We start from the raw sequence: 26,086 nt of genomic DNA, 5'->3' as shown, positions 1-26,086 counted from the left end.
TGGCATTTGACAGGAGACGAGCATGCACCCCAGCGCTCATATGGACACATTCGTTCTGGATAATCTCCCGGCTGCGGAACTTCTACCAGACATCATCAATCTCGACGCACTCGGCTACCCCGAACAGCTGAACGCCACCTATGAACTGGTGGATACACATCTGAGCAAAGGCAAAGGTGACCGGGTCGCTTTGCAAGCGCCCGGCATCCGTTGGACCTATAGCGATCTTGCCGAAATGATCAACAAGATCGCAAATGTCCTGACCGACAAGCTGGGTATGAGAACGGGCAATCGTGTGATGATACGCTCGGGCAATAACCCGACCAAGATTGCACTCTATCTCGCAATCATAAAGGCAGGTGGCGTGGTTGTCGCGACCATGCCCCTGTTGCGCGCCAAGGAACTGGTCCAGATCATCGACAAAGCTCAAATCAGCATCGCTATCTGCGACAACGCACTGATCAGTGAAATGCAAATTGCCCTTGCACAGACTGAGTTTATTAAGACCGTGGTGACCTGGGAGGACAATGCGGGTGGTGAGCTGGGCGCATTGCTGGCAGACGCATCGAGCGACTTTGAAGCAGTGGCAACACGCGCAGACGACCCCTGCCTCCTAGGCTTTACATCGGGAACCACTGGCCTGCCGAAAGCGACCATCCACTTCCACCGTGACCTGCTTATTGTATGCGACTGCTATGCACATCACATTCTGGACGCGACCGAAGACGATATCTTCATCGGTTCGCCGCCCCTGGCCTTCACTTTCGGACTTGGTGGACTAGTTTTGTTCCCCTTCAGGATTGGTGCTTCGACTGCGCTTCCCCCAAAGACTGCACCGCATGATCTTGCGCTCGCGATTGGAGAATATAAGCCGACCGTTTGTTTTACCGCGCCAACCGCTTACCGCGCTATGCTTTCCAAGTTCGATCAATATGATCTGTCTTCGCTGCGTAAATGTGTTTCAGCTGGTGAGGCTCTGCCTTTACCGACCTTCGAAGCATGGAAGCGTGCGACCGGGCTCTCGCTTGCAGACGGTATTGGTGCAACTGAAATGCTCCATATATTCATTTCCTCGCCTGAAAACGATATTCGTCCTGGCGCCACTGGCAAGCCAATTCCCGGCTATGAAGCACGCGTGATTGATGACAACGGGAAGGAATGCGCGCCCGGCACTCCAGGTCGCCTTGCCGTTCGCGGACCGCTCGGCTGCAAATATCTGGCCGATCCGCGTCAGACCAAATATGTCGAGAACGGCTGGAATATCACCGGCGATACCTATGTGATGGACGAGGACGGCTATTTCTGGTATCAGGCGCGCAATGACGACATGATTGTTTCCGCCGGGTACAATATCGCCGGACCTGAGGTCGAAGCCAGCCTGCTCGCGCATCCAGCAGTCGCAGAATGTGGCGTCGTTGCAGCGCCCGATGAGGAACGTGGCTGCATCGTAAAGGCCTATGTCGTGTTGAACGAGGGCTATAGTGGCAATGCAAACTTGCAGGAAACACTGCAACGCCATGTCAAAAGTGAGCTCGCGCCCTACAAGTATCCGCGCCTGATAAGCTGGGTTTCGAACCTTCCCAAGACAGAATCTGGAAAATTGCAGCGATCCGCCCTGCGCGCGCAGGCGGCCGCCGAAAGCCGCGTCTAACGCCGCCTAAAGCGTGAAACATGCAGGAGACTCCATTGCTTCAAGACTTCGATACCGCATATGATAATATGAAGGCCATCAGTGGTTCAGCCAGCTATCCTCCGCGCTGGACGAAACTAGCCTTAGGCTTTCGCGAGACGATGCGCGATCAGGGTCGTTTGATACCCAACATCGCCTATGGAGAGCGCGAGCGAAACCAGTACGACCTACTTTTGCCCGATGGTGCGGCCAAAGGTACTCTCGTCTATGTTCATGGGGGCTACTGGAAGGGGCTGGATAAAAGCTACTGGTCGCATCTGGCGCAGGGCGCGCTTGAGCGCGGATATCGCGTTGCCATGCCGAGCTATACGCTCTGCCCCGAAGCGCGCATTTCCGACATCACCAACGAAATTGGCCGCTTCATCGACCTGTTAGCACAGGAAGTGGACGGTGACATCGCCTTGTCGGGGCATTCTGCGGGAGGACATCTGGTCAGCCGCATGGCTTGCGAAAATGCGCCCATAGCAAAAGCGTCAGCAGAGCGGATCAAACGGGTCCTGTCCATCAGCGGATTACACGATTTGCGTCCGCTTTTGAGAACCAAAATGAACGACATTTTCCAGATGGATGCAGAAGAAGCCCTCACAGAAAGCGCCGCGCTGCAGCGCCCGCGTCCGGATATTGCAGTTCATTGCTGCGTCGGTGCCGATGAACTTATGGAGTTCAGACGTCAAAATGCCCTGCTCGCAAACATCTGGTACGGATTGGGGGTAGAAACAAGCGCCTTTGAAATCGAGGATACGCATCACTGCAATGTCATCGACACACTGAGCGATCCAAAAAGCCGGGCGGTCATGTATCTCTGCCCCTGATAGCTCGGATAGCGAAACGCATTATCAGCCAAATGACAGAGAGCGGTTTCAGAAATGCTCTATGGGCAGACCACGCCGCTCCTGTCCCGATAGCATAAATCCCGCTGGCTCGGCTTTCCTCGCTCCGCTCATGCGATTGATAAGCACCGCCACTTCGGTCCTGTTGTGGACACCGAACCGCTTGATCAGGTCGTCGACATAATCCTTCACAGTATGGGGGGAAAGCTCCAAATGTCGTGCAATTTGCTTGTTGGTATTGCCTGCAGCCAGCAAGCGGGCGACCGTCGATAGACGTGGCGATAAATTTGCCAGATTGGTACCGGGCGTATTGGCGGGACGAGCTTCATGAATATTGCGCAGCGCAAGTGCCGACGAGCGGCAAAGCAGTGAAACCTGTTCTTCGAGCTGTGCTGCATGCATCTCGAAGCCGGCAGCGTAGATCAGCGCCTGGATCTTGCCACTGACATAAACCGGGCAGCACAAGTTATCGTTGTAGTTCCAACGGTAAAGAAGCGTTCGCATCAATGGCACATTGCCAGTCGCATTCTGCGGCAATTGCGAGCCCGCGACCGCACTGGCATTTTGCACAACTGCCGCAATCATCGGATCCGAATCCGCAAGCCCGTTCTGATATTCAAGCAAAAAACCAGTAGGCGTGTTTATGCTGTGAAAAAGGCGCGGACGATTGTTCTCCAGCAAATAAATTCCAAGCGAACGCACGCGCAGAACATGCGCGGAAAAATAATCGCAAGCTATTGTGAAATCGTCATAATTACGACTCTCCGCAACGGAAAGCGCTGCAGATATTCGCTCGTCTGTCGATAATATATCCCTGGGCATTCTCTCTCCCGAATTCCCAAGCCCCCCATCTGGGGGGAATGTCTGTTCCCACTCTTGCTCGTATCATTCCCGCTTATAACCACTAAATCAAGGGGAACTAACTTGGATACCAGCGTGCACCGGACTGACACGATCGACAACTATGCCGAGCTCCTTCAGGGCTTCAACGACCGTCTGAGTAAAATTCTACCCTTGATTGAAGAAAAGGCTGAGGAAGCGGAATCCCTTGGACGCATGCATGACGATGTTGTGGACGCCATGCGTAAGGGGGGCTTCTACACGATGCTGTTTCCCAAAGAGGTTGGTGGTGCCGAATTACGTCCAATCGATGCCATGAAAATGATGGCAGCGCTTTCCTATGCCCATGCATCATCTGGCTGGTGCACGATGGTCAACAATATGGAAGGCACCACAATGGCAATTTATCTCGATGACGAAGGGATTGCCAATGTCTTCAAGAATGGCGTCGATATCACCATTGCAGGCAATGGTGTACCGCGCGGCTTCGCCCGTAAGGTCGACGGCGGCTACATGATCCGAGGTAACTGGGCTTATGGAAGTTCTATCTTCCACGCGGAATGGATACATTCCGGATGTTTTTTGCTCGACCCCAAAGACCCGAACGGGAAGGAGCTTCTGAAAGACGAAACCGGCGCCCCGCAGATCATTGTTGCCCATCACCCGCGCTCAACTATCCAATTGCTTGGCAACTGGGATGTGTTGGGCCTGCGCGCCACCGGGAGTTTCGACTACACTCTGGCAACCGATGAAGATCTCTTCGTGCCCGATTCCATGACCTATAGCTTCACGCAATCTGCGCCGAAACGTGGGCAGGCCCAGGGCCATCTGGGGTTGGCTGGCTATAGCGCCCTCACCCATACAAGCTGGGCTATCGGTGTTGGTCGCCGAATACTCGACGAACTCGCCAAAGTTATCCGCCAGCGGCAGGATCCATTTGGCAAGAGTGCTGACAGTGCCAGCTTGCGATTTCAGTTTGCCAATACAGAAGCCCGCTACAGGGCTGCGCGGGCACTTGCTTTTGAAACATGGGAAGATGTCTCAAAGACAACGGCCTCGGGCGCAGTCCCGTCTCTCGATCAGATGACCATGGTGAAACTCTCACTGCGCTATATGCACGACATTGTTTCGGATGTGGCAACCTTTGCGCATCGGGCCGCCCGCGGCGCCTCCCTTCACAATACGGCCATGCAGCGCTTTTATCGCGACATCCACTCCGGCACCCAGCATATCCTTCTTGCCGACCAGATCGTAGAAGAATGCGGCAAAGGTCTCCTTGGCCTGCCCGGTCCCGATGCGCGATGGACCGTATTCGGTATCAGCGAAAACTGAGACCCGCCATGATGAGAAACATTGTCAGCTTCGTTGGGTGTGATCGCCCGACGAAAGTTCATCGGCTAACGCAAGCGATTGCCGCAAGACTGGAAGCGGAGGACCGGGCATCGGTTACGCATCTAGATCTCTCTGATGCAGGACCAAACCTTTACACCGTCAACCGACAGGCGCTGGACCGGCAATCGGAGAGTCTGATTTCTGAGATCGAGCATTGTGATGCTCTGATAGTCGGCTGTCCGGTCTATCAGGGAAGCTATCCAGGACTCTTCAAGCACGTATTTGATCTCGTCCACCCATTGGCTCTGCGTGGTCGCCCGACCGTCTTGTGCGCAGTGGGTGGCGGGCATCGTCATGCTCTGGTCGTCGAACACCATCTTCGTCCACTGTTCGGGTTTTTCGAAGCGGGAACGGTTGCAACGGGCATTTATGCCTGTTCGGCGGAACTCGAAATGGACAGGGATTTGCCTGAGGCTCTGCAAACGCGGATCGAAAGCGCCGTCGAGCAGATGAGAAAGCAATTGGTCCAGTCACACCAAACAAGCGGCATAAGGTGGAAAGATGTTGAATTACTCGAGCAGTTTTGAAAAACGCAAGGTCGAAATTCGTGGTAAAACCGTCACCTATCTCGTAAAAGGTGAGGGCAAAAACGTTGTCTTTTTGCACGGCACTGGCACATTTCCTGGCTTCGAAAGCCTGACAGACATTGCCTCGCGACACCGGCTCATCATTCCGTTTCATCCAAATTTTGGTGAAAGTGATGATGATACCGATATCGTTCAGATCGGCGATTATGTGCTACATTACATGGATTTCTTCGATGCGCTGGGATTGGATTATTTCAGCCTGGGCGGGTTTTCGCTTGGCGGATGGATAGCAGCCGAATTTGCGATCAGACATCCCGAAAGGCTGTCCGCGCTGTTTCTCGCAGCACCTGCTGGTCTGGATCTTCCAACAATTCCTCTCCCCAATCTGTTTGAGGTCGCGCCAGCCGATATTCCTGCTCATCTGACACATGACCCGCATGTTGCGCTCCGCTATTTTCCGAGCGAGCCCGACAGCCGGTTTGATCAAGCGCTTGGACGCGAAATGGGCGCATTGGCGCGCATCCACGCAACCGAGGGACGCGGCAACAAAAGGCTTAACCATTGGATGCACCGGCTGAACATGCCGGCTCTGATCCTCTGGGGTACAGAGGACCGGGTTATTCCAGCGCAATATGCCGCGGAATGGCAGCGTGGGATCAAGGGCGCACGTTTGGAGAAACTCGATGCAACCGGCCACCTTCTGTTTGAAGAAGCGCCAGCAGCGGCGACACTGGTGCGCAATTTCCTGTCGACGGTCTGAGGTCCGTCTTCGAGCATTGAGCACCGCACGCTCCGCCACGGAACCATCATGAAGTTGCAGGTAAAAACAAGGGGAACCAGACCATGCAATGGGAAAGCCTAACGGACTTAGATCAATCAAGAATAAAGCGCTGGCAATGGGGAATGCTGGGGCTGGCGCTTTTGTGCGAGATGTTTCTGGCCGCGGACTGGTACGCCTTTGCAGCGGTAATACCATTCATTTCAGAAACCCTCCAACTCGATTCCGCACAGGCCGGTCTGGCGCAGGGAATTTTCGCGCTGACCTATGGGCTTGGCATGATTGTCTGGTCGCAATTTAGCCGCCGGATGAAGGCGCGCACGCTCTTGCTGATTGGCCTGTTCTGCACAGCAATCGGCATGATGGCGCAAGTCTATGTCCAAACCTATGCCCAGCTGATTGCGCTGCGTCTGTTTATCGGTTTCTTCGATGCAGCAATCTTCCTTGGCAATATGAAACTCATTATCGGCTGGTTCCCGCAAAAACGACGCGGCAGCATGATCGGCTTGATCCTCGCCGCCTATAGTCTCGCAATCACGCTGGACTTTGCGATCGGCATTCCGCTTTCCATCTCCTATGGATGGCGCACTTTCTTCGCCATTCTTGCCATCGGAACGCTGGTAACAGCAGCCTTGGTGCTCATGTTCACCCGGAACAATCCAGCCCATATCGGCTTTACGAATTTCCGCTGGGAAGCCGAGAAACAGCAGGTCTCCACGGCGTCACTTGCCAGCATTTTCCGCTCGAAATGGATCATCGTCGGCAGTCTGGGCATTTCTGCCTGCACGATGGCTATTGCCGGAACCGCAACTTGGGTCATTCCCGCATATATTGCCGTGCATCAGATGCCAGTGGAGGACGCCGCACTGATCGGCACATTGATGGGACTGTCCCAAGTCGTGTTTCTCGTCATCGGAGGCTACGCCGCAGACAGGTTGAACAAGACGGGGATGATCAAATTCGGAACAGTGCTTGCCTTCCTTGTGGCGGTCATGTTCACCATTGGCATGGCAATACCACTTGGCTTCGGCGCGCTGATAATGATGGCGCTTCTGAGCGGTGCCGCGCTTTTTGGCGGCGGTGCGATCTTCGCCTTTCTCAGTGAGAAATATCCCGAAGACCTTGCGACCGCAGCGGTTGGCTATGCTGAGATTTTTGCAATCCTTGCGACCTTTATTTCGCCCTGGGTCATGGGCGTGGTCATCAAGGTATCAGGGGGGTCATTTGTCAGCGCCTTCTTAACTTTCGCCATCATGGAAGCGATCATTCTTCTCATCATTTTGGTGGTCACGCGCACAAGCTTCAGACTGAATGAAGACCAGGTCTCGATTGCCGGTAATAGCAATGGGATTTCGGGTGAGGCCTCTCGCTCCTGATTGAGGAGCTCTGTGGATGCGATAGAAGGCTCGTATCCACCTTTTTTTCTGGCTTCTTTCGCCAACCGATATTAACACCGAGAGCGCCCTGTTGCGCCTGATGCCAAACCGCATCGGGCGCATAACTGTTGCAACCATGATCTAAAGCGAGGGAACTCATGGAGGAACGCTTCTCAGGTACGGTTCTGGCTTCCGAGCAACAGGAGGCGAATCCTGTGCGTTTGTTGGGCGAGATCGGCTTGAACAATTTTGCGCCCTACCTGATGAACCGCCTCATGGCACGCTATAATGCGAACCTCGCCGAAGGTTTGAAAGGCAGCCAGATCACGACGGTTAAGCTGCGCGCACTCGCTGTCCTCAGTGTCACGCCTTCAGCCACAATCAACGAACTTTCGGTCTTTACAGTAACCGAACAATCAACGATGAGCCGCACACTCGATTCCCTGGAAGAACAGGGCTACATTCGCCGTCAGGCGCGTCCAGGGGACATGCGCATCCGCGATATTTCGCTGACCGAAGAAGGAAGAGACATTTTCAACCAGGCCTGGCCGACCATGTACGATCTTCTGCTGCAACTCTTTGATGGCATCGATGAAGATGAGCACCGCGCTTTTGTCGGCACCTTACAGAAAATGCTCCGCAATATCCGTAAAAACGAGCTTTAATATCTCTTTGAATGATAGGCCGATCCGAACTCCAGCGCGGATCGGCTTTTTGAGGCCTACGCTGCCGATCGGGACGGGATTAGGGCGGTTGCCAAAGCTGCAAGCGCCGCAACGAACGCAAAGATGTAGAAATTCCACTGCGGGCCGATGTTAAGGCTTGCGATCAAACCACCCAACAGCGGCCCCGTCAAAGCGCCGATGCGAGAAAAACTTAGCGCCCATCCGGTTCCAGCAGAACGGATCGAGGAATCAAGCCGCTGCGCCAGAAAACCTGTCAAAACCAGCGAGGCCGACACTGTACCGAAACCGGCAATCGCAACAAACACATAGTTCATCAGCAAAGAGCCTTTGAAGGCAAGCGCCACAATTCCAAACGCGCCGAGCGCGTATGAGCAGGCAACAGTCCGGCGCACGCCGAAGCGATCCGCCCATGTCCCCAACACGATGCCTCCGACGGCAGAACTCAGGCTGAAGACTGCAAGAAACAGTAGGCTATTGCCGAGATCATAGCCGTTCTTGCGCATTATCTGTGGAAGCCATTGTGCGAGGCCATAGACAAGCAGCAGCCCCATGAAAAGCGCGATCCAGAAACAGGCGGTTTCAAAGGCCTTTTTAGGAGAGAAGATTTCACTAAATACAGTGTGCCAGCGAACCTTTCCATGTTTGCGGGCCATTACGGGCGGAACACCAACTCCCATGCGGCTTGCCGTATTGCGCGCCGCATCATGTTTGCCGCGCTGGACCAGCGATTCCACACTTTCTGGCAACAATGCTAGGAAGATAGGGATAAACAGCAGAGGCATGGCGCCAATCAAAACGATAGTGCGCCAGCCATGGTCTTCGAGGAGGCCGCGACCACATAGAGCGGCAGCGAGCAATCCCATTGAATAGCCCGAATACATCAGACCGTAATTGAAGCTCTTTTTCTTCATCGGAGAGTATTCAACTGTTAGCGCCGCTGCGACCGGAATAATTCCGCCAAGTCCGATGCCCGATATGAACCTGCTCAATCCGAAGATGAAGGGTGACGGTGCCATCGCGCTGACAATCATACAAAGCGAAAACAAGGAAATGCAGGCTATAAACAACGGCTTGCGCCCATAAAGCTCACTCAGCGTACCCGCAAGAATACCGCCGATCAACATGCCTACCACCGTGTAGCTGCCGATGGCTCCAAGCTCTATCGGGGTTAGCTGCCAGACCGGATCAACCGACAAGGCAGGTAGTATCGCCCCGATGACACCAACGTCATAGCCCTCCGCAAAAATCGCAAGCCAGCAGAGGCCCACGACAAGCAGGCTTTTGCCTGCCGATATCTCTCTTCCGGTCACAGCCGGAGCGTTGATGCCCTGCGCTTGAGACATGGTCTTCCCCTTTTTTTCTGACGCAACGGCGCACGTCCTCGAGCACGCCGACTTCTCATTCGAACATGTTTGTTCTGCGATCTTTGCGATGGACTGCGCTGTTTGATCAGAGCGTTGTGATTGTTTTTAATGCCCCATCAAGCGCAATGCCTTGTTCATCAAGCAGTGCCGCTTGCCGCAAACGCCGAAGCCAGGCTGCGCCGTCGTCGCGTTCGCTCAAAACAGGCACGGCGGACATGACGCGGTCGAATTTTGATAGGCCACGCGAATGCGTATCGGAATAGCCTTTAACCAGACGGCGGCAGGCAAGGACCTCAACGGCGAGATCGTAGTTCTGGGGCACGACGGCGAGAGCCTGTTCCAGCCAGAATTCGCAATGGAGCGTCTCGCGCTGATGGCGCAGACTACCACGTCGGAAACGACGCAAGCCCGAAACACAATAAAGGCCGCAGAACCAGAACAGCGTTCCCGTATTCACCCGGCGCCCTTTGCTGATACGCTTGTCGAGCCATGCAAAGATCTTCGGCCGATTTTCGATCCACGCGCCGATGCCCCTCGGCAATGTGCCACAAACTTCTTCCATGCGCGGATGCATATATTCGGTCGTATAGGCGATCTGATCTTTTTTAACGCCGATTTCCTTGCGCACCCGCTCGAACCGCGAGCCGCGTACCTTAATGTCAGCCACCCTGACCACATCGTCATAAGCCATAGCAACAGCAACATATTTTGCCGCTTGAAGCGTGAAGGCAAAGCCTTGCGCTGTGCCGCCATTCGTAAGATCGGCCTTAAGCAAGCCTGCACACCGGTTGAGATACTCATCCGCATAGGCCGGGTCCTGAAATTCGGTCAGCTTCTTGATACCTGCAAAAAGCATCGCGTGACACGCACTTGGAAATTCACTGCGAATGCGCTTAATAAGCGCGTCCAATACCGGATGTTCCGCCTGCTCGGGCAAAGGGTCCAGCCGCTTGATAGGGCTCGCTGCGAGCTTGTCGTTGGCCCCACTAAGCGTGCGTTGAAAGGCAGCCTCGAAAGCTCTCAGACTAGCCTCGATGCCTTTGCCGCCAGATTTGATGGTCGCCTCAAAGGCCGTTTTCGCAAAGGGCAACGCCCCGGAAGCCGCAAGCGCACCAAACAAGGCAGAGGAAACAACGCTGCCGCTCCTGTTTGCCACCGCTTCCATATCGAATGCGATGGTCTTGCGCGCTGCAAACGCCGTCGCGTCCTCAACAACCACCGGATTGCCAATGCCGTCACCTGGCTTTTCCTTTTCGCCAACCGCAAAGGAGCGATGGGTGGACGTAATGAGCAAAGTCTTGTCCGGTGTGACTAAGCCGCGCAGTACTGATCGTCCCGCTTCCATCAATTCGGCCGCGATGACGATGTCAACGTCGCCAGGCGTAGGCATCAGCGACAAGATCGGATGCGCACCTTCGCGGGCACGCAACAGCTCCAGATAGTAGATCGTCGCACCGGTTCTCTGCGCCACCCCGGGCACAGAAGTTGTCTGCGCAACCCAGCCATTGGTTTCCGCCAACGCCACAACCCAGTCTGCCAGAACACCCCCGCCCTGCCCCCCCATGGCAAGAATGGCAATTGACAGTGGCTTGTCCTGGGACAAAAGAGCGGTGGGCGATGCATTCAATGGTGACATGGCCAGTTCCTCAATCCGCAAAAACGATGCGTGCCGCACGGCGGCGCTTTTGCAGCCATCCAATGACGGCTGAGCGCAAGCGATGCACAAACCTGTCCCAACTCGTCGGGTTGTGAATGACATCGGCCCGATAAAATGAAGGACACAGAACCGCTGCTTCCGAAACCTCACCGCAATTACCGCAACCAACGCAGGAATTGTCGATCGCTGCGACCGGATCGTCCTTCAGCGGATCATCTGTGTGCTTTACAGAAAGCGACGGGCAGCCTGAAAGGCGTATGCACGCGTGATCGCCGGTGCACACATCCTCATCAACCCCGAAACGCTGCTTGACCATTCGTTTGCCGTCTTTGACTGCTTTGGCGAATTGCGGTTTCACGCGGCGCTGCTTGTTAAGCATGCATTCAGACGACGCGACGATAATCTTCGGACCCTTTTCATCCGTCGTCAGCGCTTCTTTCAGCGTGTCCCGCATCTTTGCAACGTCATATGTGTGGTCGATCTGGCGAACCCAGCCCGCGCCAATTCCCTTGACCGCATCAACAATGGAGTTATTGGTCTTGCGGCGCGGATTGATCGCTCTAGAGGACATCACATCCTGTCCCCCAGTAGCCGACGAATAATAATTATCGACCACGAGGATGACACCATCCTGCTTGTTGAAGACGGCGTTGCCGACCGAAGTTGCAAGACCATTGTGCCAAAAGCCGCCATCGCCCATCACTGAAATGGATCGCTTGCCCGCTTTCACATTGAACGCGGAAGCAGAAGCTGGACCAAGACCGTAGCCCATTGTCGTGCCACCAAGATTGAATGGAGGCAGAATGGAAAAAAGGTGGCAGCCGATATCCGCTGAAACGTGATGCTCGCCAAGTTCCTTTTCAACAAGCTTCATTGCGGCAAAGATTGGACGCTCCGGACAACCGGTGCAGAAGCCGGCTGGGCGCGGTGGCACCACCTCAGCAAGCGCCTTCACGCGTGCATCATTGAGAACCGGCGACGGATCGGGCAGCGGCGGACGGTTGCCGAGTAACTGCGGCGCATGTGCATCGAAGAATGCCGTCAGGCCTTTCAAGAGCACAGGCGTCGTGTATTCACCGCCAAGTGGTAGCACGTCCTTGCCGGACAGTTTCGTCTGAATATCGCGACGGCGCAGCAACGTATGCAGCGCCTGTTCGATATATTCAGGCGCCCCCTCCTCCAGCATCACCACAGCTTTCTTGCCGGAAACGAAATTGATGACTTCATCGTCTATCATTGGATAGGCGACATTCATGACATAGAGTGGAACTCGACTTTCACCGTAGACATCGGCCAGACCCATTTGCTGCAACGCGCGCATGGCGCTGTTGTAAAGTCCACCTTGCAGGATGATGCCAACGTCGCCCTCCTTAGGGCCGAAATATTCATTGAGACGATTGGCCTTGACGAACTCTACCGCAGCCGGCCAGCGTTTCTCGAGCTTCTCCTTCTCGTGCAGGAAAGATGCGGGTGGCAGCACGATGCGGTTAACATCGCGTCTGGGGTTTTCCAGCGCTTGCGCCAGCGTATGGTTGGGACGCTTGTTATCCTTCGCAACAAACTGACCATGCACATGGCAGCTGCGAATACCAACCTGCAACATGACGGGTGTGTTGGAGGCTTCCGATAGTTCAAAGCCTTTTTCAACGGCTTCCACAATCGAAGGCAGGTTAGGGCGTGGGGTTAAAAGCCACATTTGCGATTTCATCGCATAGGCATGGCTCCGCTCCTGCATGATAGAGGAACCTTCGCCGTAATCCTCGCCGATGATGACCAGTGCGCCGCCGGTCACTCCGCCCGATGCGAGATTGGAGAGCGCATCCGAGGCGACATTGGTGCCGGCCGTGGATTTCCAAGTTACCGCACCGCGGACAGAATACATCACAGAGGCTGAAAGCATGGCTGCCGCCGCGGCTTCCGATGCGGAAGATTCAAAATGGACACCCAAATCTTCCATCACGTCCTTCGCATCCGCAAGAACGTCCATCAGATGGGATATTGGCGACCCCTGATAACCGCCGACATAGGAAACGCCTGACTGAAGCAACGCCTTTGTGATGGCGAGGATGCCTTCGCCGCTAAAAATTTCGCCGTCGCCGAGCTTCAGATCCTCGACTTCGCGGGCGAATGAGCGCTCCGCCATGACAATTCCCCTTTTCCGTTTGCCGGAATATCAATTCATTTGCATCAGCATATTTTCGAATTCTAAACTGTGTCAATAGGGCTTTTTAGAACGAGTATAATTATTGCATTTGCATATTTCTGGTCAAATCCTGCATTTTTACTCCCGCAGATGCCCACTTGCGGAAGCCGGCGCTTTTTTCGCTTGACGCGCCCAAACTCCTAATTATATTTTAAACTTAAAATAAATAACCGGCGCCGTTCGGCAGCTATCGGAAAGGGAACTCAACATGCGTATCGTGTGTATTGGAGGGGGTCCGGCCGGCCTTTACTTCGGCCTTCTGATGAAGAAGCTTCATCCAGAACATGACATTACGATCGTGGAGCGGAACCGCCCCTACGACACCTTCGGCTGGGGCGTGGTTTTTTCCGACGCGACGATGGAATCCATGAAGGTGTGGGATCCCGAAAGTGCGGCCGAAATTCAGGACGCGTTCAACCATTGGGACGATATCGAGGTCCTCTTCAAAGGAACGCGTCAGCGCACCAGCGGTCACGGCTTTGTCGGTATCGGACGCAAACGCCTGCTCAATATTCTTCAGGCGCGCTGCGAAGCGCTGGGTGTGAAGCTTCAGTTTGAAACCGACGTAGAAAGTGATCTTGAATTCCCTGATGCCGATCTCATCATTGCATCGGACGGCCTGAACTCCCGCATTCGCAATCGCTATGAGGATGTGTTCGAACCGGATATGGTCGTCCGGCCCAATCGCTATATCTGGCTCGGCACTCAAAAACTGTTTGACGCCTTTACGTTCGATTTCCGCAAGACTGATCATGGTTGGTTCCAGGCGCACATTTATAAGTTCGACGACAAAACCTCGACCTTTATCATCGAAACTACCGAGGAAGCCTATCAGGCGCATGGTCTGGATCAGTTGGACCAGTCAGCATCCATCAATTTTTGTGAAGAGCTCTTTGCAGAGACACTCGACGGCGCTCCACTGATGACCAATGCCCGCCATATGCGCGGCTCGGCCTGGCTTAACTTCAGCCGCCTCATATGCGGAAAATGGAGCCACTTCAACGGCAATTCCCATGTGGTTTTGATGGGTGATGCGGCCCATACCGCGCATTTTGCAATCGGATCGGGTACCAAACTTGCCATCGATGACGCGATTGAACTGGCCAACCAGTTCCAGAAGCTCGGACATGGCAAGGAGGGCATACCAGACGTCCTGCATGCCTATGAAGAAATCCGCCGGGTTGATGTCGCACGCATTCAAAACGCCGCGCGCAACGCCATGGAGTGGTTCGAGGTAGTCGGCCAGCGTTATGCCGATACGCTGGAGCCGGAACAGTTCATGTATTCCATGCTCACGCGTTCGCAGCGTATCAGCCACGAGAATCTACGCCTGCGCGACAAGGATTGGCTTGAAGGCTACGAACGCTGGTTCGCCCGCAAGCAAGGTCTCAACGTTGCCGAAGACCAGCGCTGTCTGCCGCCGATGTTCACCCCCTATAGCTTACGTGGCGTCACCTTGCCCAACCGCATTGTCGTATCACCAATGGCCATGTATTCCGCAACCGACGGCCTGATAGACGATTTCCATATGGTCCATCTGGGCAGCCGCGCCATGGGCGGCGCAGGATTGGTGTTTGCCGAAATGACATGCGTGTCGCCTGATGCGCGGATTACCCCCGGCTGCCTAGGCATCTGGAACGATGCGCAGGGTGAAGGCTGGAAGCGCGTAGTCGATTTCGTTCACACAAACAGTGATGCAAAGGTTGCCATGCAGATCGGCCATGCCGGCCGCAAGGGTGCAACCAAGCTTGCGTGGGAAGGTATTGACCAGCCTCTTGAGAATGGAGCATGGCCATTGCTTTCCGCTTCCGCCCTTCCCTATCTCAAGAACAGCCAGGTCCCAAAAGCGATGGATCGCGCCGATATGGATCGGGTGAAAGCGGACTTCGTCGCCGCGACCAAAAGAGCGGCGGCTGCAGGCGTCGATTGGCTTGAGCTGCACTGCGCGCATGGTTACCTTTTATCGAGCTTCCTCTCGCCACTCACCAACCACCGCGAGGACGAATATGGTGGCAGTTACGAAAACCGCGCACGCTATCCGCTAGAAATCTTCCACGCGGTCCGCGAAGCCTGGCCGCAGGATAAGCCGATCTCGGTTCGCCTTTCCTGCCACGACTGGTTCGAGGGCGGCAACACGCCAGAAGATGCGGCGATCTTTGCGGAAATGTTCAAGACTGCCGGTGCCGATTTGATCGACTGTTCGTCAGGTCAGGTCTGGAAGGAAGAAAAGCCAGTTTATGGCCGTCTATTCCAGACCCCGTTCTCCGATAAAATTCGCAACGAAATCCACATCCCAACAATTGCCGTCGGCGCGATTTCGGAAGCCGATCATGCAAATTCGATCATCGCAGCTGGTCGCGCGGATCTCTGCGCGGTGGCACGCCCACATCTTGCGGACCCGGCTTGGGCGCTGCATGAGGCCGCTAAAATCGGCATCAATTCCATTGCTTGGCCGAAGCAATATCGTTCAAGCAAATATCAGTATGAAGCCAACCTCGCACGCGCAAACGCAGCGCCGCAAGGCGCGAAGTAAAAGCGGGTGAGATAACGGAGAGATAGCAATGAACGATCCGGCCGTTGGCTCAGCCCTTTATGGCAAACATGCACTCGTCACTGGTGCGGGCAGTGGCATAGGCGCCGCTATTGCCGCTGGTCTTGCGCGGGCAGGAGCCAATGTGACCCTGGCGGGGCGCAGTCGTGAGCGGCTAGAAAAAACCGCTTCCTCTTTGAACTGGAAGGGATGTTTCCTTGCTGATGGTTTCGATGTCACAAATCGCGATGCAATTGAAAAAGGACTGCACGGGGCGCGTGCCGCATTTGGCCCTGTGACTATTCTTGTAAACAATGCCGGGGAAGCTCCAAGCGCTCCTTTCGAGAAAACCAGTCTCGATACATGGAGCCGCGTACTCGACGTCGACCTGACCGGTGTTTTCAACGTTACGCAGATGACACTCGATGATATCAAGGCGGGCGGAAAAGACGGGCGTATCATCAACATTGCGTCCACAGCTGGCCTGAGCGGCTATGCTTATGTTTCGGCCTATTGTGCTGCAAAACACGGTGTTATCGGGCTGACCCGAGCACTGGCGCTGGAGCTCGCGCGCACGGGCGTGACGGTCAACGCAGTGTGCCCGGGCTTTACCGATACGCCCATCATAGCCCGCTCCATCGAGGCTATCATCGCAAAAACCGGAAGATCAGAAGAAGACGTTCTGGCGCAATTCGTCAAGGCGAACCCACAGGGGCGCCTGATACAGCCTGAGGAAGTGGCTGAAACCGTGCTGTGGCTGACATCGCCCGGCGCGCAATCAATAACTGGACAGGCGATAGCAATCGCTGGTGGGGAGGTAATGGCAGGATGAACGACGGCACCGTTTCGATGGCGAGCAATCTAAAGCCTTTCAAGGACTACCAGGCCGATCACTTTCTGTGGCAGACGAGTGAAGACGGTCGCGTCGCAACACTGACCCTTAACCGCCCGGACCGGAAAAATCCGCTGACATTCGAAAGCTATGCTGAGCTTCGCGATCTTTTTCGCAATCTCGCTTATGCTTCCGATGTGCGCACAATCGTGTTGACCGGCGCTGGCGGAAACTTTTCTTCAGGCGGCGATGTCTTCGAGATCATCGAGCCTCTGACCCACATGACGATGCCCGACCTTCTCGCGTTCACGCGTATGACCGGCGATGTCGTCAAGGCCATGCGTAAATGTCCGCAGCAAATTATCGCCGCCGTAGACGGCATTTGCGCTGGCGCCGGTGCCATTCTGGCAATGGCATCGGATCTACGCATTGCGACGCCTGAAACAAAAACTGCGTTCCTCTTCACACGCGTCGGTCTTGCGGGCGCCGATATGGGCGCATGCGGCATTCTCCCGCGACTGATCGGTCAGGGCCGCGCGTCGGAACTGCTTTACACCGGACGCTTTATGAGCGCCGAAGAGGGTGAGCGCTGGGGCTTTTTCAACGCACTGCATCCGCAGGGCGAGCTTTTGGAAAAGGCCGAGGCTCTGGCACGCAATATCGCCGACGGCCCATGGTTCGCGCATGGCATGACAAAAACCATGCTCAATCAAGAATGGGCGATGGGCATTGAAGAGCTGGTGGAATCAGAAGCCCAGGCGCAGGCCATCTGCATGGCAACGCAGGATTTCCGCCGCGCGTTCGAGGCTTTCGCAGCCAAGAAGAAACCCGTTTTCGAGGGAAACTGATCCATGGATGGTTTCGCAACGCTGCCACTCACACGGGAACATCTCGACTGGCCGTTTTTTGAGAAAGCCCATTTAGACTGGGCGGCAAAACTTGATGCTTTTGTGAAAAGCCCAGCGATCACCGGTGTCGAACACCACGATACGGATAATGCCTGCCGCGCTCTGGTGAAAGCGCTCGGAAAAGCCGGACTGCTCCAAGCGGCGGTCAGTCTGACGGGCGGTGACGGGATCGATTCCCGGAAGCTTTGCATCGCCCGCGAGACACTGGCTTATCATGACGGACTTGCCGATTTCGCTTTTGCCATGCAAGGACTTGGCACCGGCGCGATCAGCCTTAGCGGATCGGACGAACTCAAACAAGCAGTCTTGCCGAAAGTGGCAAGTGGAGAATGGATTTCGGCCTTTGCCCTTTCGGAGAAGCTCGCGGGTTCAGATGTAGCGGCGATGGGTTGCGCGGCGAGATTGGACGGCGACCATTACGTGCTCGACGGCGAGAAGACATGGATTTCCAATGGCGGCATCGCTGATGTCTATACAGTCTTTGCCCGCACAGGCGAAGCGCCAGGAACACGAGGCATTTCGGCCTTTGTCGTTTTAGCCAACGATCCTGGCTTTTCAATTGCAGAGCGCATTGATGTCATCGCTCCGCATCCGCTGGCCACGATCCGCTTCGATAATTGTCGCATCCCCGCTGGTCGTCGGCTCGGCGCGCCGGGCGAAGGTTTTAAAATCGCCATGCGCACGCTCGATATTTTCCGCGCATCCGTTGCCGCCTCTGCCCTGGGCTTTGCGCGCCGTGCTGCAAGCGAGGCGTTGGCACATGCGAAATCACGCCCGATGTTCGGTGGCAGATTGGCAGACTTGCAACTCACGCAAGCGACACTTGGCGACATGGCGACCGACATCGATGCTGCCGCTCTTCTGACCTATCGAGCAGCATGGCGGCGCGACGTTCAGAAGCTGAGCACAACCAAAGAGGCCGCGATGGCAAAGATGGTTGCGACGGAAAACGCCCAACAGACAATCGACAAAGCCGTTCAAATGTTTGGCGGTCGTGGCGTGAAAAGCGGCGAGATTGTCGAGTCGCTTTATCGTGAAATACGTGCACTTCGCATCTATGAAGGCGCGACCGAAGTGCAGAAACTCATTATCGCACGCGAACTGCTGAAAGCCACTTAGAGCCTGCTATTGCGCGCATTTTTGGAGATATAACATGCATAAGACCCTTCAGCCGCAAGGCTGGGCACGCCCAATCGGTTATTCCAATGGCGTTGAAGCGCGTGGGCGTACCGTTTACATCGGCGGACAGATCGGTTGGAACGAACAACAACAGTTTGAGACCGACGATTTCGTCGAGCAGACCGAGCAGACATTGAAAAACATTGTGGCAATCCTGGCGGAAGCTGGGGGCAGCCCGGAACATATCGCCTCAATGACTTGGTACTTCACCGACAAGGATGAATACATCACCAATCTTAAAGGGATCGGCCGCGCCTATCGCGATGTAATCGGTAAGCACTTCCCCGCGATGGCGGCAGTTCAGGTCGTCGCATTGATCGAAGACCGGGCTAAGATCGAAATACAGGCTTTCGCCGTAATACCGGACTGAGACCGCCATGGCTGATAAAAGCGAATTCTCTCCAACTGTCACGGGTACGGTTATAGACGGCGTTCTTGTCGTCACCGTCGATAGCCCTCCAGTCAATGCAACATCCGCAGAGGTGCGCAGAGGCTTTGCCGCAGCCATTGGCCATGCTTCTACTGAAACAGCGATCCGCGCGACCGTTCTGATCGGTGCAGGCAAGATCTTCATTGGAGGAGCGGACATTCGCGAATTCGGCAAGCCTCCCACCGAACCAACATTGCCGGACGTAATCACCATCATCGAAAGCGCCGATAAACCGGTGGTAGCCGCGATCAACGGGCCTGCTTTGGGTGGCGGACTTGAGGTAGCGCTTGGAGCTCACGCGCGTATCGCATCATTAAGCGCCTCTCTTGGCTTGCCGGAGGTTAAACTTGGGATCGTGCCGGGTGCGGGGGGCACCCAGCGCCTTCCTCGACTGATCGGGCCCCTTCCAGCACTCGATATGATCGCCACCGGTCGCCAGATTACCGCTCAAGAAGCGCAGCGACTGGGTCTGATCGACCAAATAGCAGAAAACGATCTTGTGGCCGACGCCATCAAGCTCGCCACTTCAATGGCCGGTCAGCCGTTGCGTCGGACCCGCGATCTGTCCGTTACTGCACCCGATGCAACCGCTTTTGAACATGCCAAAGCCCAAATTCTGAGAAAAGCGCGTGGTGCGGCTGCTCCCGGCGAAGCAGCGCGGCTAGTTCAAGTCTCGATAACCGCTTCGATTGCAGAAGGTTTAGGCGAAGAACGAAAGACTTTCATTCGCCTGCGCGATAGTGCTGAAGCGGCCGCGCTGCGGCATCTGTTTTTCGCCGAACGCGCGGCGGGAAAAGTGGAAGGCATGGAAGCAAACCCCCAACCACTTTCGACTATCGGCATCGCCGGCACCGGTTTGATGGGGGCAGGTATCGCTGCCGCCTGTCTTACTGCTGGTTATAGTGTCATAGGCTATGAACAAACTGCAGATGCAGCCAGCAAAGGTGCTAAACGGATTACCGATTTAATCCAGAAAGCCGTCGATACTGGCAGGCTTTCGACCGAGGCCGCAGAAAGCCAACGTGCAAGGCTTACGCTCAGCGCTGATATGGCAGCACTTGCCAACGCTGATCTGGTCATCGAAGCCGTGTTTGATGATTTCACGGTCAAGGCCTCGCTGTTCCGGCAACTCGACATGTTGCTGCCTCCATCTGTCATTCTGGCAACCAATACAAGCTATCTCAACCCGAATGAGTTGAGCGCGGTCACAAACCGCTCAGACCGGGTGCTGGGGCTGCACTTTTTCTCGCCAGCCAATATCATGCGCTTGCTTGAAGTGGTGCGCTGCCAAGATACATCCGACGAAACGCTCGTCACAGGAATTGCTTTCGCGCGCAAGATCAAGAAGCTGCCCATCATCACCGGCGTCTGCGAAGGCTTTATTGGTAACCGGATTTTTTCGGCATACCGGACGGAGGCTGAAAAAATGCTGGCTGAGGGCGCCTACCCCAAAGATATTGATCGCGCGATGGAAGCCTATGGCTTTCCAATGGGGTTATTTGCGGTTAACGACATGGCCGGTTTGGAAATTGCCTGGGCGCGGCGCAAGAGAGCGGCGGCCACCCGTCATCCCAGCCTTCCTTATTTCGATGTTGCCGACAAACTATGCGAAGCCGGGCGTTTTGGGCGCAAGGCAGGTCTTGGCTGGTATCGCTATGAGGATGGTGTTCGCGTGAGCGACGAGGAAGTCCACACTCTGATCGACGATTACCGTGAACGCAATGCAATTATTCCCCGCCATTTGCCCGATGAAGCCATCATGCAGCGCCTCCTCGCCGCCATGATGGTTGAAGGACAGGCTTTGCTTGCAGAGGGCATTGCGCAACGTTCCGACGATATCGATCTCGTTCTTGTCAATGGATACGGGTTCCCCGCAATCAAAGGCGGCCCGATGTTCGCGACACAACAGATGGGAGAAACCCGATGACAGAAGCGTTCATCTGTGACTACATCCGCACGCCAATTGGTCGCTTTGGCGGAGCCTTATCCAGCATCCGAACAGACAATCTTGCTGCTATTCCGCTCAAAGCGCTGGTTGAGCGCAATCCGGCGCTGGATTGCGAAGCGATTGAGGATGTGATTTTCGGATGCGCCAATCAGGCGGGCGAAGATAACCGCAATGTTGCCCGCATGGCGGCACTGCTTGCCGGTTTGCCCGTTAACGTCACCGGTACGACAATCAACAGACTTTGCGGCTCTGGAATGGACGCGGTGCTCGCTGCAGCACGCGCTATCCGCGCCGACGAAGCTGAGCTTATCATTGCAGGTGGCGTTGAAAGCATGAGCCGCGCGCCCTTTGTTTTACCGAAGGCAGACAGCCCTTTCTCGAGACGTGCAGAAATTCATGATACGACAATCGGCTGGCGCTTCGTCAATCCGGTCATGAAAGCTCAATACGGCATCGACTCCATGCCGGAGACCGGAGACCACGTGGCTGTCGATTATGCAATCAAGCGCACGGACCAGGATGTTTTCGCCTGGCAAAGTCAAAAGAAGGCCGCGGCCGCACAAAGCAATGGTCGACTGGCGCAAGAAATAACGCCTGTATCCACTCCTCAGCGCAAAGGTGAACCTATAGTTGTCAGCGCTGACGAACATCCACGTGAAACCAGCCTTGATTCATTGGCCAAATTGAGACCAATCAACCAGTTGGAAGGTGCCACAGTCACCGCGGGCAACGCGTCAGGTGTCAACGATGGAGCTGCAGCACTCATCATCGCATCGCAGGCCGCTGCCCGGAAGTTCGGGCTCACCCCCGTTGCTCGCGTTCTGGGCGGCGCGACGGCAGGCGTTGCTCCACGCATCATGGGTATTGGCCCGGCACCCGCCAGCCAGAAACTGATGGCGCGGCTGGGCATGAAGCAGGAGCAGTTTGATGTCATTGAACTCAATGAAGCCTTCGCCAGCCAAGGATTAGCGACGCTACGTCTTCTGGGAGTTGCCGATGACGACATCCGGGTCAATCCAAATGGCGGAGCCATCGCTCTCGGACATCCGCTAGGCATGTCAGGAGCGCGCATCACCGGCACAGCGGCACTGGAGCTCAAGCTCAGTGGCGGCCGCTTTGCTCTCGCAACGATGTGCATCGGTGTGGGACAAGGTATCGCCATCGCACTCGAAAGAGTTTAGCGCCCTTGACACGATCTGCCGTTAAATACGGCAGATCGAAGGCCTTTCGCGCCCGAATGTGGGAGGTCGAACTCTTTTGAGAGTTCTCTCTCGGCAAATTAGAGTGCCTAATTGCACATCAGGATGAGTGGCTCTGCTACTAACAGAGTTTCTGCAACAGCCGTTGGGTTGCTTCAATATCTTGGATCATAAGCCCGCCCGCCTTTTTTGCGTCACCAGCACCAATGGCATCAAGCATTTCGTAATGGTAGGCTGAATAAGGATGGATAATGCCCTTATCAACTTCTTGACGAACATGATTGGAAAGAAGACGCATGTAGGGCCCAAGTCGCAACCACAGCGTTTCAATCATCTGCGGTAAAGTTTCTGACCCGGATAGTTCATAAATCGTGAAATGAAACTCCTGGTTCTTGCGCAACATCTCGTAGATTTTGCCATCGTGACCGAGTGCTTCATGCTCTCGTGCAAGTGCCCGACAACGGTCTACGTCTAAAGCTTGCATGCGTGGTGTTGCAAGTTCGGTGGCAAGCCCTTCCAGGGCAACACGAACCCGACAGATATCATCCAGCCTTTCCCGCGACGTATCGGGCACGCGTGCCGATCCGTTACGCGCAATTTCCAGACCGTTCTCCGCCGCCAGCCGTCGCAATGCCTCGCGTACTGGCATATGGCTTGTCCCGAACTCTGCAGCAAGTGCTGCGATCGTTACCGCCTGGGACGGTTCGAATGAACCCCACATCAAAGCCTGACGAAGCTGTTCGTAGACACCATCTTGCACGGTTACGCGCGAAGATACCTTCAACAGACGGGGTTCACCGATCATTTGCTTCAAATTCCTTGTCTCCGTGTTCCTCAACTATAGCATTATACCGGCCAATAGGATCACCAGGTGTCGCACAAATTAGATAAAAACGACAGGTTCGTGCAGAAATCGACATCTAATAGGAATGCTTAGCCTACGGCCAGCCTGTCTAACGCATCGCATAAGGCTTGCGTTTCTCCCTCAGAGGTCACCGACCCGGGTGAAAACCGCAAAATACGACCGCGACAATCGCAGTAAAAATCTTCAGCCTTCAAGCCGGTCATGATAGCAGCTGCCCGTTCAGCGGTGTCCGCTCGTGCCATGACGCTGCCGCCGCGCTCTTGAGACTTTTCTGGGGAGATCAGTGTCAGTGCAGAGTTGGCAATCACCCGATCCACAATTGTACCTGTCAATATTTCGTTATGCCTGGCCAAGTTATCGACACCGGTCGTCGAAACAAAATCAAGCCCTGCTTGCGACGCTATCGCTGCCAGAACAGCAGGTGTACCGTGATCGAAGCGCCGCGCATCATCGGCGTAGGTAAAACTATCGAGATCCCATGAAAAGGGATTAGGTTGGCTAAACCACCCACGCAATTCAGGCTTGCAGGTCGTCAGTAATTGCGGGCGGACATAGATCGCCCCTGCTCCTGAACTTCCACAAAGCCATTTAAGAGACGAACCGACAACGACATCAAGTTCACCGACAGAAAAGGGACGAATTCCCACGCCCTGCGTCACATCGGCAATAATGATTGTTCCGTGCTGCCTACCGTGTTTACTGATCAGGTCGAGGTCGACACGCTTGGATGTCGTGGAAGAAACCCATGTTGTCAGTGCAATCGCAACATCACTGCCCCAAGCGTCGACGAAATCCTCGTCGCGCACAAAACTTTCGCCCTGTCTCATCGGCACGGTTTGCAGTGTAAATCCCAACCGCGCCTGCAAGCCAGCCAGCAAAAAATGTAGGCTCGGAAAGCAATCGCCAGCCGCCAGAATTCGGCGACCGCGCAGTAACTCTTCAGGCAGCGCGCCGATCAAACTATAAAGGGCGAGCGTTACGTTCTCCGCAGTGGTCATGGTTCCTGCAGGAGCGCCAATCAAACGCTCCCAACTTTGGATGAAATGCCCGCGCTGTGCCAACATCTCTGGCCATTGCTCGTCATTTTCTGCTGACCATATATCTGAATAACGTTCGAGTGCCGTTTTGACTTTTTCCGCCTTACCGGGAAAGGTACCTATCGAATGGTAGAGAAAATAACCGCTCATATTGATGCCTGCCATGTTGATGTTGCCGATGTCTGCCGTAAACCCAGATTGTACCTATCGGACTTTTTCCTTTTTGAAGCGCGCCTCAAGAAGCGCCACAAGCCGCACCAGTGGCAGCAGAATGATGAGATAGATTAGTGCGGCGCCAATCAACGGCGTAGGATTGGCATAAAGCGCTTGAGCGTCCTGGGCTTCCTTCAGAAGCTCGGGCAAAGCCACAGTAGAGGCCAGTGCAGTATCCTTGAACATAGACACACAATTGCTGGTCGTTGGCGGAATGATGATACGGATCGCCTGCGGTAAAACCACTTTCCAAAGCGTAACAGGAAATGAAATTCCAAGTGCCGACGCGGCTTCGAACTGACCGCGCGGTACACTTTCGATGCCCGACCGGAACACTTCTGCCGAGTATGCCGCCATAACCATGGAAAATGACATGATTGCCGAGGTCCAGGCAGACAGGCGTATGCCGATGAATGGAAGTGCATAATAGATCAGGATCAGCACGACCAAAACTGGCATGGCGCGGAATACATCGATGTAGGCGATCGCGAGATAGCGAAGTAACTTTGGGCCGTATAGACGAATAATGCTGATCAGCAAGCCAGACAGAATACCAAAGAATATGCTGGCGATGCCGATAAGAAACGTGTTGAGAAGACCACGTCCCAACGCTGGCAGGCTTGATGCTAGAACTTCGGAGTTCAGAAAGGTTTCAACGAATGTCATATTGGCGTCCTTCGCAGGCAATCCTGGGAGCGCACGACCGGCCATTTTGACCAGTTACGGTCGAAGATGGGCCGATCCTGCGAATGCGACCCATCTGTCACCAACGTCAGCAGAATGGCTTCAAAAGATTATGGTTTTGGGATCGGCGCGACTGTCACTGTCGAGGAACCAGCTGCAGGATCGGTACCGAACCATTTTTTATGAATGGCTGCAGTAACACCTTCCTGCTTCATGGCAGAAATTGCATCGTTGAGCTTGCCAAGCAGCGGATGGTCCTTCGCCATCATCAGACCGTATTGCTCACCGGTCTGGATTCGATCCTTAACAACAAAGCCCTTCAACTTAAGAAATAAGTGCTCCATTCCCGGAACATCGGAAATCACTGCGTCGATACGGCCCGCACCGAGATCAAGAAACAAATCCTGTTGCGAGTTGTAGCCTTTGATATCGGCAAAGCCTTTGGCATCCTTGTTATCCTTAACCCATTTCTCGCCCGTGGAACCAGAAAGGGCACCAACCGTCTTGCCCTTCAAATCGGCCAATCCTGTTACGGCACTATCGGTTTTGGTAGCAACCCCAATATCTGAATCATAATAGGGTTGGGTGAAGGACTGCGACTTCAGGCGTTCCGGCGTGATCGTAATTGACGAAACCGCCACGTCGATGCGACGCGAAGTCGTGGCAGCAAACAGCGCTTGAAACCCGTAGTCGGCAATTTCCGGCTCCAGGCCTGCGCGTTTTGCTGCTTCCTTCGCAATATCGATTTCGAAGCCTTCGAATGTCCCGTCTGCATTCTTAAACTCGAAAGGGGGGTTGCTTGGATAAGCACCGATATTAAGCGCGTCGGCAGCAAGCGATGCAGAACTCATCGCAACAGCGCCCGCAAGACTTGTCAGAACCAGAAAACTACGCCGAGAAATCATCATATTTTTATTC

Annotated in this window: 22 protein-coding genes; 14 read left to right on the top strand and 8 right to left on the bottom strand. The window is 54.8% G+C overall.

Annotated elements, in window-relative coordinates:
* Positions 1-22 precede the first annotated feature (22 nt).
* The gene (locus QSJ70_RS22400; RefSeq protein ID WP_285539772.1) at positions 23-1,651 is read left to right on the top strand and encodes a benzoate-CoA ligase family protein; all 1,629 of its coding nucleotides are present in this window, start codon (positions 23-25) and stop codon (positions 1,649-1,651) included.
* Positions 1,652-1,686: 35 nt separating this feature from the next.
* Entirely contained in the window at positions 1,687-2,502 is an 816-nt protein-coding gene (locus tag QSJ70_RS22395; protein WP_285539770.1) for a hormone-sensitive lipase, read from the top strand.
* Positions 2,503-2,550: 48 nt separating this feature from the next.
* Here QSJ70_RS22395 and QSJ70_RS22390 read toward each other — a convergent pair whose 3' ends face one another.
* Positions 2,551-3,342, bottom strand: coding sequence for a response regulator transcription factor (locus QSJ70_RS22390; RefSeq protein ID WP_285539768.1), 792 nt, complete (start codon positions 3,340-3,342; stop codon positions 2,551-2,553).
* 102 nt (positions 3,343-3,444) lie between these two features.
* Between QSJ70_RS22390 and QSJ70_RS22385 the strand changes: the two genes are divergently transcribed.
* From QSJ70_RS22385 to QSJ70_RS22365, 5 genes are all read left to right on the top strand, one after another.
* Positions 3,445-4,692, top strand: a complete 1,248-nt coding sequence (locus tag QSJ70_RS22385; RefSeq protein WP_215781334.1) for an acyl-CoA dehydrogenase family protein — start codon at positions 3,445-3,447, stop codon at positions 4,690-4,692.
* An 8-nt stretch (positions 4,693-4,700) separates the two neighbouring features.
* Entirely contained in the window at positions 4,701-5,279 is a 579-nt protein-coding gene (locus QSJ70_RS22380; protein WP_215781332.1) for an NAD(P)H-dependent oxidoreductase, read from the top strand.
* Positions 5,254-6,039, top strand: coding sequence for an alpha/beta fold hydrolase (locus tag QSJ70_RS22375; RefSeq protein ID WP_285539766.1), 786 nt, complete (start codon positions 5,254-5,256; stop codon positions 6,037-6,039). Before QSJ70_RS22380 ends, QSJ70_RS22375 begins: the two co-directional genes overlap by 26 nt.
* Before the next feature lie 83 nt (positions 6,040-6,122).
* The gene (locus QSJ70_RS22370; RefSeq protein ID WP_285539764.1) at positions 6,123-7,433 is read left to right on the top strand and encodes an MFS transporter; all 1,311 of its coding nucleotides are present in this window, start codon (positions 6,123-6,125) and stop codon (positions 7,431-7,433) included.
* 158 nt (positions 7,434-7,591) lie between these two features.
* Positions 7,592-8,098, top strand: coding sequence for a MarR family winged helix-turn-helix transcriptional regulator (locus QSJ70_RS22365; RefSeq protein ID WP_285539763.1), 507 nt, complete (start codon positions 7,592-7,594; stop codon positions 8,096-8,098).
* 56 nt (positions 8,099-8,154) lie between these two features.
* On the opposite strand, the gene QSJ70_RS22360 is transcribed toward QSJ70_RS22365, so the two are convergent.
* The 3 genes from QSJ70_RS22360 to QSJ70_RS22350 form a co-directional block, all read right to left on the bottom strand.
* Positions 8,155-9,462, bottom strand: coding sequence for an MFS transporter (locus QSJ70_RS22360; RefSeq protein WP_285539761.1), 1,308 nt, complete (start codon positions 9,460-9,462; stop codon positions 8,155-8,157).
* A 106-nt stretch (positions 9,463-9,568) separates the two neighbouring features.
* Positions 9,569-11,119 (bottom strand): indolepyruvate oxidoreductase subunit beta family protein, encoded by a 1,551-nt coding sequence (locus QSJ70_RS22355; RefSeq protein WP_285539759.1) that lies wholly within the window; start codon positions 11,117-11,119, stop codon positions 9,569-9,571.
* 10 nt (positions 11,120-11,129) lie between these two features.
* Positions 11,130-13,283: a ferredoxin family protein gene (locus tag QSJ70_RS22350; protein ID WP_285539756.1), complete on the bottom strand. Its 2,154-nt coding sequence runs from the start codon at positions 13,281-13,283 to the stop codon at positions 11,130-11,132.
* Positions 13,284-13,551: 268 nt separating this feature from the next.
* Here QSJ70_RS22350 and QSJ70_RS22345 point away from each other — a divergent pair, with 268 nt between their 5' ends.
* Genes QSJ70_RS22345 through pcaF form a run of 7 tightly spaced genes read left to right on the top strand, consistent with a single transcriptional unit; the run spans position 13,552 to position 22,351 of the window.
* Entirely contained in the window at positions 13,552-15,876 is a 2,325-nt protein-coding gene (locus QSJ70_RS22345) for a bifunctional salicylyl-CoA 5-hydroxylase/oxidoreductase (protein WP_285539754.1), read from the top strand.
* A 28-nt stretch (positions 15,877-15,904) separates the two neighbouring features.
* The gene (locus QSJ70_RS22340; protein WP_215781320.1) at positions 15,905-16,705 is read left to right on the top strand and encodes an SDR family NAD(P)-dependent oxidoreductase; all 801 of its coding nucleotides are present in this window, start codon (positions 15,905-15,907) and stop codon (positions 16,703-16,705) included.
* Entirely contained in the window at positions 16,702-17,553 is an 852-nt protein-coding gene (locus QSJ70_RS22335) for an enoyl-CoA hydratase family protein (RefSeq protein WP_285539752.1), read from the top strand. The genes QSJ70_RS22340 and QSJ70_RS22335 overlap by 4 nt, the downstream gene beginning before the upstream one ends.
* 3 nt (positions 17,554-17,556) lie before the next feature.
* Positions 17,557-18,732: an acyl-CoA dehydrogenase family protein gene (locus QSJ70_RS22330; protein ID WP_285539750.1), complete on the top strand. Its 1,176-nt coding sequence runs from the start codon at positions 17,557-17,559 to the stop codon at positions 18,730-18,732.
* Positions 18,733-18,766: 34 nt separating this feature from the next.
* A complete protein-coding gene (locus QSJ70_RS22325) occupies positions 18,767-19,162 on the top strand; it encodes a RidA family protein (RefSeq protein WP_215781314.1) in 396 nt (131 codons plus the stop codon).
* Positions 19,163-19,169: 7 nt separating this feature from the next.
* On the top strand, positions 19,170-21,149 hold the full coding sequence (locus QSJ70_RS22320; RefSeq protein WP_285539748.1) for a 3-hydroxyacyl-CoA dehydrogenase NAD-binding domain-containing protein: 1,980 nt from the start codon (positions 19,170-19,172) through the stop codon (positions 21,147-21,149).
* Positions 21,146-22,351 (top strand): 3-oxoadipyl-CoA thiolase, encoded by a 1,206-nt coding sequence (gene pcaF, locus QSJ70_RS22315; protein ID WP_285539746.1) that lies wholly within the window; start codon positions 21,146-21,148, stop codon positions 22,349-22,351. Before QSJ70_RS22320 ends, pcaF begins: the two co-directional genes overlap by 4 nt.
* A gap of 139 nt (positions 22,352-22,490) precedes the next feature.
* Here pcaF and QSJ70_RS22310 read toward each other — a convergent pair whose 3' ends face one another.
* The 4 genes from QSJ70_RS22310 to QSJ70_RS22295 form a co-directional block, all read right to left on the bottom strand.
* Positions 22,491-23,174, bottom strand: a complete 684-nt coding sequence (locus tag QSJ70_RS22310; protein WP_215781309.1) for a GntR family transcriptional regulator — start codon at positions 23,172-23,174, stop codon at positions 22,491-22,493.
* A 128-nt stretch (positions 23,175-23,302) separates the two neighbouring features.
* The gene (locus QSJ70_RS22305; RefSeq protein ID WP_285539744.1) at positions 23,303-24,421 is read right to left on the bottom strand and encodes an aminotransferase class V-fold PLP-dependent enzyme; all 1,119 of its coding nucleotides are present in this window, start codon (positions 24,419-24,421) and stop codon (positions 23,303-23,305) included.
* A 54-nt stretch (positions 24,422-24,475) separates the two neighbouring features.
* On the bottom strand, positions 24,476-25,150 hold the full coding sequence (locus QSJ70_RS22300; RefSeq protein WP_285539742.1) for an amino acid ABC transporter permease: 675 nt from the start codon (positions 25,148-25,150) through the stop codon (positions 24,476-24,478).
* Positions 25,151-25,278: 128 nt separating this feature from the next.
* Positions 25,279-26,076: an ABC transporter substrate-binding protein gene (locus tag QSJ70_RS22295; RefSeq protein WP_285539739.1), complete on the bottom strand. Its 798-nt coding sequence runs from the start codon at positions 26,074-26,076 to the stop codon at positions 25,279-25,281.
* Between the last annotated feature and the right edge of the window lie 10 nt (positions 26,077-26,086).

Source organism: Brucella sp. NBRC 12950 (assembly GCF_030268145.1).
Lineage (GTDB): Bacteria > Pseudomonadota > Alphaproteobacteria > Rhizobiales > Rhizobiaceae > Brucella.
The sequence above is the reverse complement of the archived record's forward strand: the minus strand, read 5'-3'. Positions and strand labels throughout refer to the sequence as shown.